At 42.4% G+C, this 15,583-nt stretch carries 18 protein-coding genes; 13 read left to right on the forward strand and 5 right to left on the reverse strand.

Annotated elements, in window-relative coordinates:
- The first annotated feature begins 100 nt into the window (after positions 1 to 100).
- Positions 101 to 358, forward strand: coding sequence for a DUF4212 domain-containing protein (locus VFM80_RS05160; protein ID WP_395070239.1), 258 nt, complete (start codon positions 101 to 103; stop codon positions 356 to 358).
- Between the two features lie 2 nt (positions 359 to 360).
- Positions 361 to 2,127: a sodium:solute symporter family protein gene (locus VFM80_RS05165; protein WP_395070241.1), complete on the forward strand. Its 1,767-nt coding sequence runs from the start codon at positions 361 to 363 to the stop codon at positions 2,125 to 2,127.
- Positions 2,128 to 2,302: 175 nt separating this feature from the next.
- Here VFM80_RS05165 and VFM80_RS05170 read toward each other — a convergent pair whose 3' ends face one another.
- From VFM80_RS05170 to VFM80_RS05185, 4 genes are read right to left on the reverse strand one after another with little or no spacing between them, the layout of a single operon-like run.
- Positions 2,303 to 2,743: a cytochrome B gene (locus VFM80_RS05170; protein ID WP_395070243.1), complete on the reverse strand. Its 441-nt coding sequence runs from the start codon at positions 2,741 to 2,743 to the stop codon at positions 2,303 to 2,305.
- 45 nt (positions 2,744 to 2,788) lie between these two features.
- A complete protein-coding gene (locus VFM80_RS05175) occupies positions 2,789 to 3,148 on the reverse strand; it encodes a DUF1499 domain-containing protein (RefSeq protein ID WP_395070245.1) in 360 nt (119 codons plus the stop codon).
- Between the two features lie 43 nt (positions 3,149 to 3,191).
- Entirely contained in the window at positions 3,192 to 3,746 is a 555-nt protein-coding gene (locus tag VFM80_RS05180) for a TIGR00730 family Rossman fold protein (RefSeq protein WP_395070247.1), read from the reverse strand.
- Positions 3,743 to 4,903 carry a cysteine desulfurase family protein gene (locus tag VFM80_RS05185; protein WP_395070249.1) on the reverse strand — a complete coding sequence of 387 codons (1,161 nt, stop codon included), beginning with the start codon at positions 4,901 to 4,903 and terminating at the stop codon, positions 3,743 to 3,745. The genes VFM80_RS05180 and VFM80_RS05185 overlap by 4 nt, the downstream gene beginning before the upstream one ends.
- 155 nt (positions 4,904 to 5,058) lie before the next feature.
- Between VFM80_RS05185 and VFM80_RS05190 the strand changes: the two genes are divergently transcribed.
- The 4 genes from VFM80_RS05190 (at position 5,059) to VFM80_RS05205 (ending at position 9,303) form a co-directional block, all read left to right on the forward strand.
- Positions 5,059 to 6,252 (forward strand): phosphoglycerate kinase, encoded by a 1,194-nt coding sequence (locus tag VFM80_RS05190; RefSeq protein WP_395070289.1) that lies wholly within the window; start codon positions 5,059 to 5,061, stop codon positions 6,250 to 6,252.
- Between the two features lie 120 nt (positions 6,253 to 6,372).
- Complete coding sequence (locus tag VFM80_RS05195; protein ID WP_395070251.1) at positions 6,373 to 7,464, forward strand: AI-2E family transporter; 1,092 nt, start codon at positions 6,373 to 6,375, stop codon at positions 7,462 to 7,464.
- Positions 7,465 to 7,573: 109 nt separating this feature from the next.
- Entirely contained in the window at positions 7,574 to 8,713 is a 1,140-nt protein-coding gene (locus VFM80_RS05200; protein WP_395070253.1) for a bifunctional chorismate mutase/prephenate dehydratase, read from the forward strand.
- A gap of 158 nt (positions 8,714 to 8,871) precedes the next feature.
- Positions 8,872 to 9,303 carry a septal ring lytic transglycosylase RlpA family protein gene (locus VFM80_RS05205; RefSeq protein WP_395070255.1) on the forward strand — a complete coding sequence of 144 codons (432 nt, stop codon included), beginning with the start codon at positions 8,872 to 8,874 and terminating at the stop codon, positions 9,301 to 9,303.
- A 113-nt stretch (positions 9,304 to 9,416) separates the two neighbouring features.
- Here VFM80_RS05205 and xseA read toward each other — a convergent pair whose 3' ends face one another.
- The gene (xseA, locus tag VFM80_RS05210) at positions 9,417 to 10,616 is read right to left on the reverse strand and encodes an exodeoxyribonuclease VII large subunit (RefSeq protein ID WP_395070257.1); all 1,200 of its coding nucleotides are present in this window, start codon (positions 10,614 to 10,616) and stop codon (positions 9,417 to 9,419) included.
- A 173-nt stretch (positions 10,617 to 10,789) separates the two neighbouring features.
- Between xseA and tnpA the strand changes: the two genes are divergently transcribed.
- From tnpA to accD, 7 genes are all read left to right on the forward strand, one after another.
- The gene (tnpA, locus tag VFM80_RS05215) at positions 10,790 to 11,221 is read left to right on the forward strand and encodes an IS200/IS605 family transposase (protein ID WP_395070259.1); all 432 of its coding nucleotides are present in this window, start codon (positions 10,790 to 10,792) and stop codon (positions 11,219 to 11,221) included.
- Positions 11,222 to 11,265: 44 nt separating this feature from the next.
- Complete coding sequence (locus VFM80_RS05220) at positions 11,266 to 11,715, forward strand: YiiD C-terminal domain-containing protein (protein WP_395070261.1); 450 nt, start codon at positions 11,266 to 11,268, stop codon at positions 11,713 to 11,715.
- Positions 11,716 to 11,836: 121 nt separating this feature from the next.
- Positions 11,837 to 12,289 carry a MerC domain-containing protein gene (locus tag VFM80_RS05225; RefSeq protein ID WP_395070263.1) on the forward strand — a complete coding sequence of 151 codons (453 nt, stop codon included), beginning with the start codon at positions 11,837 to 11,839 and terminating at the stop codon, positions 12,287 to 12,289.
- Positions 12,276 to 12,605 (forward strand): hypothetical protein, encoded by a 330-nt coding sequence (locus VFM80_RS05230; protein WP_395070265.1) that lies wholly within the window; start codon positions 12,276 to 12,278, stop codon positions 12,603 to 12,605. Before VFM80_RS05225 ends, VFM80_RS05230 begins: the two co-directional genes overlap by 14 nt.
- Positions 12,606 to 12,694: 89 nt before the next feature.
- Positions 12,695 to 13,975, forward strand: coding sequence for a dihydroorotase (locus VFM80_RS05235; RefSeq protein WP_395070267.1), 1,281 nt, complete (start codon positions 12,695 to 12,697; stop codon positions 13,973 to 13,975).
- Positions 13,962 to 14,630, forward strand: a complete 669-nt coding sequence (gene tsaB / locus VFM80_RS05240; protein ID WP_395070269.1) for a tRNA (adenosine(37)-N6)-threonylcarbamoyltransferase complex dimerization subunit type 1 TsaB — start codon at positions 13,962 to 13,964, stop codon at positions 14,628 to 14,630. The genes VFM80_RS05235 and tsaB overlap by 14 nt, the downstream gene beginning before the upstream one ends.
- Before the next feature lie 64 nt (positions 14,631 to 14,694).
- Complete coding sequence (gene accD, locus VFM80_RS05245) at positions 14,695 to 15,540, forward strand: acetyl-CoA carboxylase, carboxyltransferase subunit beta (protein WP_395070271.1); 846 nt, start codon at positions 14,695 to 14,697, stop codon at positions 15,538 to 15,540.
- The last annotated feature ends 43 nt before the right edge of the window (positions 15,541 to 15,583 follow it).

Raw genomic sequence — 15,583 nt, forward strand, 5'->3', positions numbered from 1 at the left:
ATTAATGTATTCTTATTCACTAATAGCACGCTCAAATTTGATTCATTCCTACAAATCCCGCATACTAAGCCGGAAATAAAATTATGGAGGTTACACATCAATGGAAGAACGGGATTTAAAAGGGTATTGGAAGAAAAACCTGCAGTACATGGGGATACTTCTCAGTAGCTGGTTCATAGTTTCGTATGGTTTTGGAATTCTGCTTGCTCCGGTATTGAATGAAATACAAATTGGGGGATTTAAACTTGGATTTTGGTTTGCACAACAAGGTTCTATTTACACTTTTGTGATCCTCATTTTTGTGTATGTATACCTGATGAATAAACTGGATCGTGAATTTAAAGTGCAAGAGGACTGATCATGGATGTACAACTTTGGACCTATATTTTAGTAGGAGTTACTTTTGCACTCTATATTGGCATTGCTATATGGGCAAAGGCTGCTTCTACCAGTGATTTTTATATTGCCGGTGCCCATGTAAATCCTGTAGTAAATGGAATGGCTACTGCCGCTGATTGGATGTCTGCGGCTTCATTTTTATCCATGGCCGGTCTCATTTCTTTTATGGGATACGATGGTGCTGTTTACCTGATGGGCTGGACCGGGGGGTATGTACTCCTCGCTTTATTGCTTGCCCCTTATCTTCGAAAATTCGGCAAATTTACCATACCTGATTTTATCGGTGACCGATACTATTCCAATTTTGCCCGAACTATAGCTGTGATCTGTGCTTTGGTTGTATCTTTTACCTATGTAGCAGGACAAATGCGCGGTGTGGGACTGGTTTTTTCCAAGTTCCTGGAAGTGAATATTGATCTGGGAGTTCTAATCGGAATGGCGATCGTATTTTTCTATGCAGTTTTGGGTGGAATGAAAGGAATCACCTACACACAGGTTGCTCAATACTGTGTCCTTATCTTTGCTTTCATGGTACCGGCCTTTTTTATCTCTTTTCAGCTGACCGGAAACCCGATCCCTCAGCTTGGCTTTGGAGCTGAACTGAATGACGGTTCAGGCCAATACTTGTTAGAAAAACTAGATCAGTTGCACACGGAACTTGGTTTTGCTGCTTATACCAGTGGGACAAAAAGCATGCAGGATATCTTTTTTATAACCGCTGCCCTTATGATAGGGACAGCAGGCTTGCCTCATGTTATCGTTCGTTTCTTTACCGTTCCAAAAGTAAAAGATGCCCGGGTTTCGGTAGGTTATGCACTGATATTTATCGCGATTCTTTATACCACCGCACCTGCCATTGCTGCCTTCGCTAAATACAATCTCATAGAAACGGTAAACGAAGAAGAATACACCGAAATGCCGGAATGGTTCAGTGTATGGGAAGAAACTGGATTGCTTACCTGGATAGATAAAAACGAAGATGGAATTATCACATACGCTCCAGGCGCAGCAATCAGTGGGCTTCCCGATATTCAGAGAAATGTAGATGGGGAAATTGTGAGGGGTAATTTTGGGGAAGTGAAGGTCAATAACGCTCCGGCTGAAGGGGCTAATGAATTGTATGTGGATCGGGATATCATGGTTTTGGCCAATCCTGAGATCGCAAATCTTCCGGCTTGGGTAGCGGGATTGGTGGCTGCCGGCGGATTGGCAGCGGCCCTTTCAACTGCAGCGGGATTGCTATTGGTGATCTCTACAGCCGTATCTCATGACCTCATCAAAAAGCAGATAAAGACGGATATCTCTGACAAAAGTGAGTTGATGTGGGCCCGTATCTCTGCAGGGGGAGCGGTTATCGTCGCCGGATACTTTGGGATCAATCCCCCCGGTTTTGTGGCAGAGGTGGTGGCTATCGCTTTCGGTCTTGCCGCTGCTTCGTTCTTCCCGGCTATCATACTTGGAATCTTTTATAAAAAAATGAACCGGGAGGGAGCCATTGCAGGAATGATCGCCGGATTATTGTTTACGCTTGGATATGTGATCTTCTTTAAGATCGCTTTTCCTGAATATAACACTCCGGAATTTTGGTGGTTTGGAATTTCGCCCGAAGGTATTGGAACGCTGGGAATGATCTTGAATCTGACCGTTTCTTTTGCAGTGGGGATGATCTTTCCGGAACCACCTGAAGATGTTCAGGAAATGGTGGAAAACATTCGATACCCGCAATAAAGTAAACAGGGATAAGATATGTTTTAGGAGGTCCATCTGACGGATAACCCGTCTGATGGATTTGCTCGATCAAGCTTCACAGCCTTACTACACGGTCAAAAGGACTCGAAGCCGTCAGAACGTAGCCATAAGTAAAGGAAAGTAGAAAGTGATATACTATCAAATTCACTCAGTTTTAAAACCAGCCGGCTCCCAGCTCCCGGAATGGCCATGGAATGGAGGCGATCATGATGAGTAAACCAATTCCATAAGTGATTGCAACTCTTTTGTGTTTTTCTAAAGAAGTATCCATACGTTTTGCCGTACTGAAACCAATAGTGATTAAAGCTATCGCGATGATCATCATGGCAATGTGTTCCACGGTATAAAATCTAAGGACTGAACTTTCCATCACTCCGGACTCAAAAGAGACTTTAGGACTGATGAAATAAAGAACCAACCCGATCAGCAATTGGATGTGAGTGAAGATGAGGGCCAAGAGTGCAGATAGACGATCTGATTTCTGATATTCTTTTTGTCCGCTCCAACCCGAGATGGCTTTGAATAAAGCCCAGACAATTAAAACTAAAACGATCCATCGAAGTCCTGAGTGCGCGTGAAGTAAACCGGTGTACATATTCTTATCTGTTAATTTTAAATTTCGTTTAGAATATAGCGAAAATTAATCGCTAATCTTTGAATTTAGCTTTCGGAGTATCCGTTTCACCCTTCGTCTGTTCACCCCAAGATCGTACGCTCCAAGCCGGCTGGCACTTCGGATATAAACCGTGGTTTTGCTTCCGGACTCTTCGATGATAACATCAACGTCGTCTTTAAAATGAAAGATCGGGATTCGATAAACGGCATGAATCTCAATTCGTTTTGGGTCTATGACCTTAAAGCTGTGAGCTTCGTCTTCAAAAATATGCGTTAGTTTTTCAAAGACTTTTTCCATCCCGGCTTTAAAGTCATGGGATGTCCTTACACAATTTGGAGTGGCAGGACAGGGAGGAAGTGGATGATTTTGTCTCTTTTTAGCCATTAAATATCACTTTGGTATTTTCGTGATCCGGTGGCAAAAGAAATCAATTCAGTTCAAAAAATCGTTCCATCTGCTGGAAAAAGGAATCCAGATCTTCACAAACATGAAACAAGGAAAGGCTTTCTTTATGGATGAAATCATGCTCAACGGCATTATTGGTAAACTGCAAAAGCCCGTCAAAGTACCCATCCACATTTATTATAAATATCGGTTTATTGTGGATTCCAAGCTGCCGCCAGGTTAAGATCTCAAAAAACTCATCCAGGGTTCCGAAGCCGCCGGGCAAAACTAGAAAGGCATCAGATAAAGACTCCATGAGTGCTTTTCGGGTGTGCATATCCTGTGTCTCATGGAGATCGGTGAGGCCTTTGTGGGCTACTTCACGATTTTTAAGCTGAGTTGGGATCACTCCAATAACATCTCCACCCTCGGTAAGGGCCGCATTTGCAATTTCCCCCATGATCCCGACTTTTCCCCCGCCATAGACAATTCCCCAGTCCCTGTGAGCAATTTCCCGTCCTGCTTGTTTTGCTATTTCGGGGAATTTAGGATAGTTGCCTTTTCTTGAGCCACAATACACGCAAATATGTTTTTTCATGCCAAAGAAAACATTCGGTTCAATACGGCATCCAGCTTTTCAACAAAATATCGCACATCATCTTCGGTATTCTGCTTTCCAAAACTGATACGAATACTTGACTTGGCAAGCCCTTCCTCCATTCCAATACCATTCAGTACATGCGAAGGTTCAACGGCACCTGACGTGCATGCTGATCCGTTCGAGACACAAATTCCTTCGATATCCAGGTTCAGCAACAGCATCTCTCCGTCAATAAAATGGCCTTGTTCATCACTGAAAGAAAGATTGACAATATGTGGCACACCATTGTCTTTAGGACCATTAACGGTATAATTGAAACCAAGCTTTTCGTCCATCATTTTAAGAAGCAATGAGCGTAATTTCTTGAAATGTTTTTGATGCTCATCCATTTCTGAAACAGCCAGCTCAAGCGCTTTTGCGAATCCTACAATTCCGGGCACATTCAAGGTTCCGCCCCGTCGGCGTCTTTCCTGGGAACCGCCATTCATCCACGGTATCCAGCGCGAGCCATTTTTTACGTACATGATCCCGGCACCTTTTGGCCCATAGATCTTATGGGCGCTTCCGCTGAGGAAATCAACTCCCAAATCTTTCACATTTAACGGAAGTTTACCGAGACTTTGAACCGTATCGGAATGAAAAGGGACTCCGTGTTCTTTGCAAACTTCAGCAATTTCTTCCAGCGGATTAATAGTCCCGATCTCGTTATTTACATGCATGAGGGTAACCAAAGCTGTTTTGTCTGTGATCACTTCTTTGACGGCATCTGCTGTGATAGTCCCGCAATTACGTGCTCTGGCAAATACCGGTTTTACACCCTGCATTTTTGCGAGTTCAACGGTGTGAAGTACTGCATGGTGTTCCAGCTCGGAAGTAATAACTTCATTTTTATCTCCCGAAACAGCCAAAACACCTTTAATAACTGCATTATCACTTTCGGTGCCGCCACTGGTAAAGATGATCTCAGATGGCTCAGCTCCTATCAAAGCAGCTACTTTTTCACGGGCATCTTCCACGATCACTTTTGATTTTTGGCCAAGGTGATGAGGTGAATTCGCGTTTCCATAATTATCCTTAAGGAAAGGAAGCATGGTTTCCAGTACCCGCTCATCTAAGGGGGTGGTAGCTGCATGATCTAAATAAACCGTTCGCATGAAATAAGATAGGTTGGATTAATTTTTCAGTGTAAGAAAATATCCAAATTATGGGTGAAAAGCAGGAACGAAAAGATGGTTCATCAAAACTTCATTTCATGATAAGATCTTGGTACATTCAAGCCGAATTTAAAACACAATTTAATTGCTCGATCATGGCTAAACTCACTCTCAACGATATCGAAGTAAAAGGCAAGAAAGTTCTGATGCGCGTGGATTTTAACGTCCCTATCGAAAATGGCAAGATCACCGACGACAATCGTATTGTGCAGGCCCTTCCTTCAATCAATCATGTAATAGAAAATGGAGGCCTGCTGATCCTTACCAGTCATTTGGGTCGGCCGGCAGGAGAGTATGATCCTGAATTCTCTCTAAAGCCAACAGCAGAACATCTGGCTACTTTAGTGGATACAAAAGTTCATTTTGCCGAAGACTGCATTGGTGAAAAGGCTGAATCGGTAATAGCCAAAGCGGAATTCGGTGAAATTGTAGTGCTCGAAAACGTACGCTTTCATTCCGAAGAGAAAGAGAATGATGAAGCTTTCAGTAAAAAACTGGCAGCCCACGGCGACCTGTTCGTGAATGATGCTTTTGGAAGCAGTCATCGGGCACACGCTTCGGTAGCAGGGGTAACAAGATACCTGCAACCGGCTGTATCGGGATTTTTGTTAGAAAAAGAGATCAAATATCTGGAAGAAAGTATCAATGACCCCGGGCGTCCTTTTGTAGCCATTTTAGGGGGAGCTAAAGTTTCGGATAAAATAGGGGTGATAGAGAACCTGATCTCCAAAGTAGATACGATCATTATTGGCGGTGGTATGACCTACACCTTTTACAAGGCCAAAGGATGGCCAATTGGAAATTCATTAGTAGAGGACGATAAAGTGGATCTGGCCAAAGAGCTGTTGCTAAATGCAGAAGAAAAAGGAATTCGCTTTATGCTGCCTATAGATTCAGTGGTCGCCAAAGAGTTTAAAAATGATGCTGAGCATAAAGTGGTAGATGAGGATGGTATAGAAGACGGGTGGATGGGATTGGATATTGGCCCTCAATCGTCCATTGCTTTCGGTAATCAAATTAAGGCAGCTAAAACGGTACTTTGGAATGGTCCGATGGGTGTTTTTGAAATGGAAAATTTTGCAGATGGAACTTTTGCCGTAGCAGAGGCTCTTGCCGAGGCTACTAAGTTCGGAGCAACAACCATTATTGGTGGTGGAGATTCAGCTGCTGCTATTAAACAAGCCGGTTTGAGTGATGATGTTTCACATGTTTCGACCGGTGGGGGTGCAAGCCTGGAATATTTAGAAGGGAAGGAGCTTCCGGGTGTAGCTTCCCTTACGAATAAGTAATAGGTTGTGACATATCAGAAATTTTCAACAGGCTGGATAGCATATGGCCTTTTAATGGTTCTTCAAATCATTTAGGAAAAATTCATGTTCTTACAGTATTCTTAGTATCAAATATATTTTATGAACGAATATCCGCTTTTATTACGAGTAACCATCCGGCTTGCTTTTCTTTTCTTAGTAATTGCTGCCCTTATATTGACCCAGCAACTGTTTGTCCCACTCTTTCTGAGTATCATGCTGGCCTACCTCTTGTTCCCCTACGCCGATTGGCTGGAAGCTCATAAAGTGCCAAGGATACTTACGAACCTGATAGTGGTAATCGGATTTTTAGTATTTTTGGGAGGCATCATCTTCAGCATAAGTGCGTTATCGACCAACTTTACGGAAGACTTCCCGAAGATCAAGGAACAGTTTGAAGGTAATCTTCAGTCTATATTGGGTTCCATTACAGCATTTACCGGTATTTCCAGTGATGGAATAGACGGCTTTATAAGAGATCTTGGAGAGACGGGTGAATACATTACACAGCTTTTTACGGCCACAACAAACACCCTGCTGAGTATTGGTTTATTGCCGGTTTACACTTTTCTACTCCTCTTTTATCGGGATAAATTCCGGGATTTTATCTCCATGCTTATCGACAGCGAACAAGAGGAAGTAGTGCAAAATATTTTTGATCAAGCTTCTGAAGTAGTTCCGAGATATCTAAAAGGTCTTTTGATCGTTTGCTTCATTTTGGTAGGACTGAATTCCTTAGGCTTTTACCTGATCGGAATTGAATATGCTTTATTATTTGGCATCATTGCCGCTTTGTTCAATCTTATACCCTATTTGGGAACCATTCTTGGATATGGGGTTGTGCTGTTATTTGTTTTAGGAACCCAGAGCCCTTCACTTGCATTTGCAGTGATCATTCAATTTTTGATCGTGCAGTTCATCGAGAATAATATCCTAACTCCCAATATCACCGGTTCCTATGTACAAATAAATCCGCTGGTGATCATCTTTTCACTGATCGCTGCCGGCATGGTTTGGGGGCTTCCGGGAATGCTTATCATTATTCCTTATCTGGGATTATTCAAGATCGTTTGCGAGAATGTAGACAGTTTAAAACCCATTGGATTTTTGTTGGGAACCCGAGGAACCGAGCGGCATTCCATTACCATAAAATCTCTTCAAAGGAGGTTTGGGTGGTTGGATAATTCGGAATGATCTTATAAGGTTCCTGCATTGATTCCGAAAGCAACTTTGGTAAGATACCTCTTCAATTTCATCTTAGATTTACTACTTTTCACTACTCACTCAAAAGAAAATGGAAAGTATGTCAGATGATTTGGATTCCATCCGCAAGAAACTGGATGATATTGACCGCACGATCTTAAAAGCCCTGGCTCAGCGACAGGGATTGGTAAAAGAAGTCTCTGAGCTGAAGCTTAAAAATGAGCAGGGTATTCGTGATCTGGAGCGGGAAGAGCTGCTGCTGAATCGCATTAGGGATCTTGCTCATGAAGTTGGTTTAGACCGATATTATGCGGAGCATTTGTTTCGGGAGATCATTACCAATTCGGTGCGGTTTCAAACCCATTCTTTGGTAGATCATCAAAATGAAAAAGCCGACGGTGAGCTGATCAGGGTTTCCTATCAGGGAACGGATGGGGCCTACAGTCATCTTGCGGCTACCCGTCATTTTAGTGAGCGGTATGCTAAAGTGGACGCCATCGGTTACGACACGTTTCAGCAAGCTGCTCAGGCTTTGATGGAAGAGAAGGTGGATTATGCGATCTTGCCCATCGAAAACACTACGGCTGGCTCCATAAACGATACTTATGATATTGTTGGAAATGAAAATATTCATATTGTAGGCGAGGAAATCCTGAAAGTGGTGCATTGTCTGATGTCGGTAGAACCGGTTGAGCTTTCCAAGATCAGGCGGATCTTATCTCACCCTCAGGCAATCGCCCAGTGTACATCCTTCCTGTCCAAATTGCCGCGGTGTAAAGTGGAATCATATTTGGATACAGCCATGTCGGCCAAAAAGATCCTGGAAGATGGGGATATCACCCAAGCCGCTATCGCCGGGGCTCATGCCGCAGATCTTTATGGTTTGCATGTGATTGAAAGTGACATTGCAAATCAACGTGAGAATTATACCCGCTTTGTTGTTGCTGCCAGGGAGCCGGTGAAAGTAGATATTCAGATTCCCGCAAAAACATCGTTAATGATGGTGACTTCCAATGAAGAAGGTTCTCTGATAGAATGCCTGAATATTCTTCACAACCATAAGATAAATATGGCGAAGCTGGAATCGCGTCCAAGAATGAACGAGCCCTTCAGGTACACATTCTATCTGGACATACATGGGAATATTGAAGATCAGGAAGTTTTCAATGGGCTAGAGGAGCTCAGTGATAAAGCTGAGGAACTGAAGATCCTGGGCTGCTATCCCAAACAAGAGAATTAAGAAGCTAGAAAAGTCATCCTGAAGATTACACAGAGTGGTTAGCAAATGGAATCAGGAGCTTACTTTATCAGAGCCCTGGAATTGAAAAAATCCGGAACTTTACACTGCAGCTTTAAATAGAAGTATTATCCGAATATTTTTTATTTGCTTTATCATTTATGAATCAACGTTTTTTAAAAAAACTGCTGATACTATCAGTATTGATTGTATACCTTGCCTCATGTGATCTAATTAGTTCAAATAATAATGAAGAAGGTTGTTTCATTCAGACAGGTATCGCCAGCTGGTATGGTGAAGATTATCACGGTTCGCTGACTGCTAATGGTGAAATATATGATATGGAATCGATGACGGCTGCCCATAAAAGACTTCCATTTAATTCCATTGTAAGGGTGAAAAACCTGGAAAATGGGGTGAATGTTATTGTACGTATCAATAACCGAGGACCGTTTGTTGAAGGAAGGGTGATCGACCTATCGCGGAAAGCGGCAAGAGAGATCGGCATCATCACGGAAGGTTTAGCTGATGTGGATTTATATTTGATAGAAAAAGGGGAAGGGGAAATTCCGGATGATTTAAAGTGTATGTAGATCAATCAAGAACGGCTCCATTGTAAATGCCAAGCGATTTGAATTTTGACTGTAAGATTTGATCTGCTGCTAGTTGAAATCCGAGCCGAACTGATGAATAAAAGAAACGTATTTTAAGAATTGATGCTTTTCTTCCCGTCTTTCCACTCAAGGGTAAAACTGTCGGTATCAGCCAGAGATGCAGAAGTGCGGATCCATTTATCCTCTTGCCAAACACGAACAAAACCTTTTTCAAGAGGCCCGTTTGGGTTTTTCTTATCCAGGATGTGCTGATAACCGGTTAGCTTTTCCTTATGGTTTCGAAGTAGCGTTTCTGTACGGTGCTTCAGGTTTTGGTCAAGCGTAAGAATACGGGATCGGGCCGATTCCATTTTCTGCTTCACCGCCAATAAAGCATGGGATCTTGCGATGTTCGCCACTTTTTCTTTATAAAGCTGAATAGCTCCAACCGTATTCATTTCGAGACGTTTAGAAAAATCCTCCACTAAAAATCGAATTTCATTGATATCAGGAACTGCAATAACGGCCGCTTGGGTCGGGGTAGCGGCCCGGACATCAGCCACAAAATCAGAGATCGAAAAATCGACTTCATGTCCCACCGCACTAATGATAGGAACTTCACTCGCAAATACAGCCCGAGCAACTGCTTCCTCGTTAAAAGGCCAAAGGTCTTCCAAAGAACCTCCGCCACGACCAATAATGACCACATCTACATTCTTTTGAGAGGAGAAATACTCAATACCTTTTACGATCTCCGGCGCGGCATTCACTCCCTGCACGCTGGCATGGTAGAGCTTCACAGTAGCGAGCGGCCATCGTTTTTCGAGTGTAGAGCGAATGTCCTGAAAGGCAGCTCCGGTAGCTGAAGTTACTACTCCAATGCGTTCCGGGAATTTAGAGAGAGGCATTTTGTGCCGGTCTTCAAATAAGCCCTCTTCCTTTAATTTCGCCTTCAGTTTTTCAAACGCTTGCTGGAGTTTCCCGATACCTGCTTGCTGAACCAAGCTCACGATCATCTGATACCTGCCATGAGGAGCGTAAACCTGAATATCTCCCCCCACTACAATTTGCTGTCCATCGGTGAGATTTATATTGAGGCGCTCTGCAGTATTTCGCCATATCACACAAGGCAAGGAAGCTCCCGAATCCTTCAGGGTAAAATAATAATGTCCATTCCTGCTTTGATTTACATTGCTGGTTTCGCCTTCCACGAGGATATCTATGAAATTCTGCTCCAATACATTTTTGATCTTATCGGTGAGCTGTGATACGGTAGGGATATCGAATAAAAACGGGATCTGTTTGTCGGACATGGGTGAATTTGGAATGGGATTAAAATTCTGCTTTAAGGTAAGAAGGATTGAAATCCTTCGCTTGGGTAAAGGAGGAATGTTAGGGTGGTTTATGATTCAGAGATAAAAATTTTTTGTAAGGAATAGATTTGAAGATGCTCTTACAGTATAGACATCAATTAGGGTTATAGATTATGCCGAAGACATTAAATCGGGTTTGGGTACATGCTGTGTGGAGTACAAAATATCGGGAGCCTTTGATTAAACGTTATTTTCGGGGTGAATTGAATTCCTTAATAAAACAACAAGGTGCAAATTGGGGTATTCAAATAGACACCGTCAACAGCATGCCCGATCATATTCATGTATTAATGAAAATTCCTACTACATTGAACATTTACGAAGTCCTAAAATTGATCAAAGGAGCTTCCTCAAATTGGGTGAATGATCATTATTTCCCAAGTCAGCAATTTAAATGGCAGGAAGGGTATAGTGTATTTTCTGTGAGCCTAAAAGAGCTCTTAATGATCAGAAATTATATTTATAATCAGGAAGTGCATCATGCAAAAAGATCTTATCAGGAAAAAATAAAAACATTATCCCAAGCTGAAGATCTTATCCTTTAACACAGCGAAGGATTTCAATCCTTCAAGAATATATATCGAATCCAATGACCAAAACCGAGATCGAGCAATACCTTTATAAACACATCCCCATTACCAAAGCATTGGGAGTGAAGGCTGTTGCATTTTCGCAGGGAGAGGTGAAATTTGAAGCACCGTTATCAAAGAATATTAATCATCGTTCCACAGCCTTTGGAGGAAGTATCAGCAGTTTATTGATCACCACTTGTTGGTCTTACTTAAGACTCTTGCTTGATGAGATTCAGCCAATCCCAAGAATTGTTATAGGCCGAAGTGAAACCAAATATCTCAAACCAGTTTTCTCTGATTTTACGGCAAAATTAATGATGCCGGCACAACAAGATGTGGCGTTATTTATGGAAACTTTCCAGCGGTTTGGCAAAGCACGTATCGAACTTAGTGCCACCATTGAACAGGAAGGCGACTTAGCAGCTAAATTTCAGGGAAATTTTGTGGCCATAAAACAGAAGTCTTGAATTTATTTTGGCGATGGTATTTTGAACATTTCGGGAAACAAGCTTTAAACTAAAATTGCAAAGGGTTAGCTAAAGTGTGTATATTTATACACACTATAATTTATACTCACAAATCTAAGATTTGCCTGCAAAAAAAATCACCATTTCTATAATCTGGGATAAGTTAGGTCTAAGTTTGTCAGCACTATGTGCCATACATTGTTTGTTTGTTCCGGTTATCCTGGCTGTACTTCCACTTAGTCCTGTTGCCCTTACCATCGAGCATTGGCTACACCCGATATTTGTACTACTCATTGCGCCAACTGTTTTTTATGCAGCGCGGAGAAGTCATTACAACAAAAAAATTGTTTCTTTCCTGTCTGCCGGGTTTATCCTGATCATTATCGGCTGGCTGGCCGGGGATTATTGGTTGGGAGAACTTTTTGAAACCATAGCAACACTTGTTGGTAGTATTGTTTTGATTGCGGGTCACTGGCTAAATTACCGACACCATCAAACATGCAGTAACAGTTCTCATACACATCACCCATTAGAAGAATCGTTATTAAAAGAGCAGGAACATGAAACGACTTAATTTTACTTTAGATAATGCAACGGTTGAATTGCTGAACAAACTCGCAGCCAAATTTTATGAGGGTAATAAATCCCAAACGGTTCGGGCTGCCTTGGAAAGCTTAGCAGCCCATCAAGGCCATGATGGTTGGGTTATTACGGGCTACACTACCACCAGAACTGATCATAATGTAAGTTGTCATTCATGTGGAGGCCAGTATTCAGAAGGGAATATTGTTTTCAAACCGGTTTTTGAAAAAGGAAACAGTCCGGCTGCTATAAGTCATATTCCCAAAGAAGAATGGATTGAATGTTCTGACTGTGTAGAAAGTATGTGAATGCTTCAAATCCGTTTTGTTTTAACTTTGTGCTTTAAGTCCTAATCACGGTATATTTGCGATCGAACTTTTAAGCCAAAATTACACCTATGCTCCTCAAAAATGTAAAGCCCGTTAGTAACTCCCACAAAGGTAAAGATACCATGGATATCCGCATTGAGGAAGGCTCGATCAAAGAGATCGGTTCCGGGTTAAAAGCTAAAAAGGGGGAAGAGTCCCACGATCTCAAAGGCGTATACGTTTCACCGGGCTGGATGGATATGCATGTACACCTGCGTGAGCCGGGATTTGAGCATAAGGAAACTATTAAGACCGGCTGCGATGCAGCAGCTTTTGGAGGCTTTACGGCTGTGGCTTGTATGCCAAATACCAAGCCGGCTACGCATACGCGTGATGTGGTAGAATACATCATTAAGAAAGCTGAGAAATTACCAGTTGATGTACATCCGATCGCGTGTGTAACTAAAGAGCGTAAAGGGGAATCCATAGCAGAAATGGCAGACATGAAAGAAGGCGGGGCAGTGGCTTTCAGTGATGATGGTGATCCGGTTTATAACTCTCAGGTAATGCGGGTGGCACTGGAATATTCTTCTATGCTTGGAATGCCGATCATAAACCATGAAGAGGATCTTGAGCTCTCGAGGCCAGGACATATGAATGAAGGTAAAGTTTCAACCCGGCTTGGTCTGGATGGAACACCCGGTATTGCAGAAGAGGTAATGATAGCACGTGATATTTTACTTGCCGAGTATACCGGCGGACATATTCATGTTGCTCATATCAGCACAAAGGAAGGTGTAGATTTGGTTCGAAAGGCAAAGAAGAAAGGGATCAAGGTAACCACTGAAGTTTGTGCCCACCATTTTGATCTGACGGATGAGGAGATCGATCGTACGAATTATGACACCAATTTTAAAATGCATCCTCCGCTACGAACCCAAGAAGATGTAGATGCAATGGTTGAAGGCTTGGCAGATGGCACTATTGATGCCATTTGTACCGACCATGCACCACACGCTATTGAGGAAAAAGAAGTAGAGTTTATTTATGCTCCTAACGGAATTATTGGGATGGAAACAGCTTGGTCAATCTCTAACAAGCGACTTTTTCAAACCAAGAAATTAGATCTGCAGCAGCTTATGGATAAGTTGGTCTATAAGCCACGTGAGATCCTGAATCTGGAGATCCCGGAAATAAAAGAAGGAGCCAGGGCTAACCTTACTTTTTTTAACACCGATGAAGAGTGGGTCTTTAGCCCAAAGAATGTGCGTTCCAAGTCCAAGAACTCACCTTATTTGAATGAGAAGCTGAAAGGTCGGGCGGTTGGAATTTATAATAAAGGTCAGCTGGTATTGAATGAGCTTCGATAAATTACTATCCATAGAGACTGCAACTGACATTTGCTCCGTTTGCTTTCAGGATGAAATGGGCGAGGTCCATGAAAAGAGGACCGAGCGGAAAGGGTCACACTCTGAGCTGTTGTTTTTGTTTGTAAGAGAGCTGATGGAAGAACAAAACTTTAAAATGAATGATCTGGGTGCGGTATTGGTGAGTACCGGTCCAGGTTCTTACACCGGCCTGCGAATCGCAGCGAGTGGGGTAAAGGGGATGCTATTTGGCAGTGATGTCAAGGTTTTTGCAGGCAATACGCTGGCAGGGTTTGCTCAATCTATAGAAAAGGGAACTGTGCATGCAGTAATTAATGCCCGAAGGAAGCATTTGTATCATCAAAAATTTGAAAAAGATAAAACGTTGAACGCTATTTCTGAGCCCAGGATAATGGAATTGAAAGAGATAGAAAGTAAGCTTAGTCCTCTGGATCTTATGATCGGAACAGGAATTGATCGTTTGAGCAAAGAAAGCATGCAGGGTGTAATAACACTAGATCTTATAAATATATCTGGGAAGGGTCTGATCTCACTTTTCAACAGTTCAGTGAGGAATAACTTCTTTGCAGAAACAATAGCTGAGGATTTGGAGTCTAATTATTTGAATAGCAGCCAAGTGAATAATACCTCGGTATAATCATATTCAACATTGAGTGATAGAATCTGTATTTTGTGTCACTGAAAAACTATAAAAACAGCATATGTCCTGGTTTAAAAGAAAAGACGAAAACATCCAAACAAACACCAAAAAAGAAATGCCGGAAGGTGTTTGGATCAAAGTGCCAACTACCGGTGAAACCATCCATAAGCGCGAGTTGGAGGATAACCTCTGGGTAGACCCTTTAAGCGGATATCATTTCAGGATCGGAAGTGAGGAATACTTCAATATCATTTTTGATAATGGAAAATTCGAGGAATTAGGGCACGAGATTCAGCCTACAGATCCGCTGAAATTTGAAGACCGCAAAAAATATAAAGACCGCCTTAAAGAATATCAGAAAAAAACAGGTTTAAGTGACGCAGCGAGAGTAGGTGTTGGGAAAATGAACAAGTTGGATATTGTAGTAGCTTGCATGGATTTTTCTTTTATCGGCGGAAGTATGGGATCGGTTGTCGGTGAGCGACTTGGAATTGCGATCGATCACGCAAGGGAGAACGGATTTCCTTTGATCATAATATCCCAGACCGGCGGTGCCCGCATGATGGAGAGTGTACTAAGCTTGATGCAGATGGCTAAAACTGCAGCCAAACTGGCTCAGCTTGAAGAAGCAAAGGTGCCATATATATCTTATATGACAGACCCAACCACCGGTGGAGTAACAGCAAGCTATGCGATGCTGGGCGATTTCAATATTGCTGAACCCGGCGCTTTGATCGGATTTGCAGGCCCCCGGGTGATACGACAGACTATTGGCCGCGATCTTCCTGAAGGATTCCAGACGGCTGAATATCTATTGGAGCATGGATTTTTAGATTTCATTGTTCCACGAACCAAGATGAAAACAAAGCTTACCAAATTGTTGAAGCTGGTTCTTCATAAAAACTAAATTTAAATTTAAAACCGACCCTGAAAAGAATGCTAATCGCGTT

Origin of the sequence: Gracilimonas sp. (assembly GCF_035704785.1) — a bacterium.
GTDB lineage: Bacteria > Bacteroidota > Rhodothermia > Balneolales > Balneolaceae > Gracilimonas.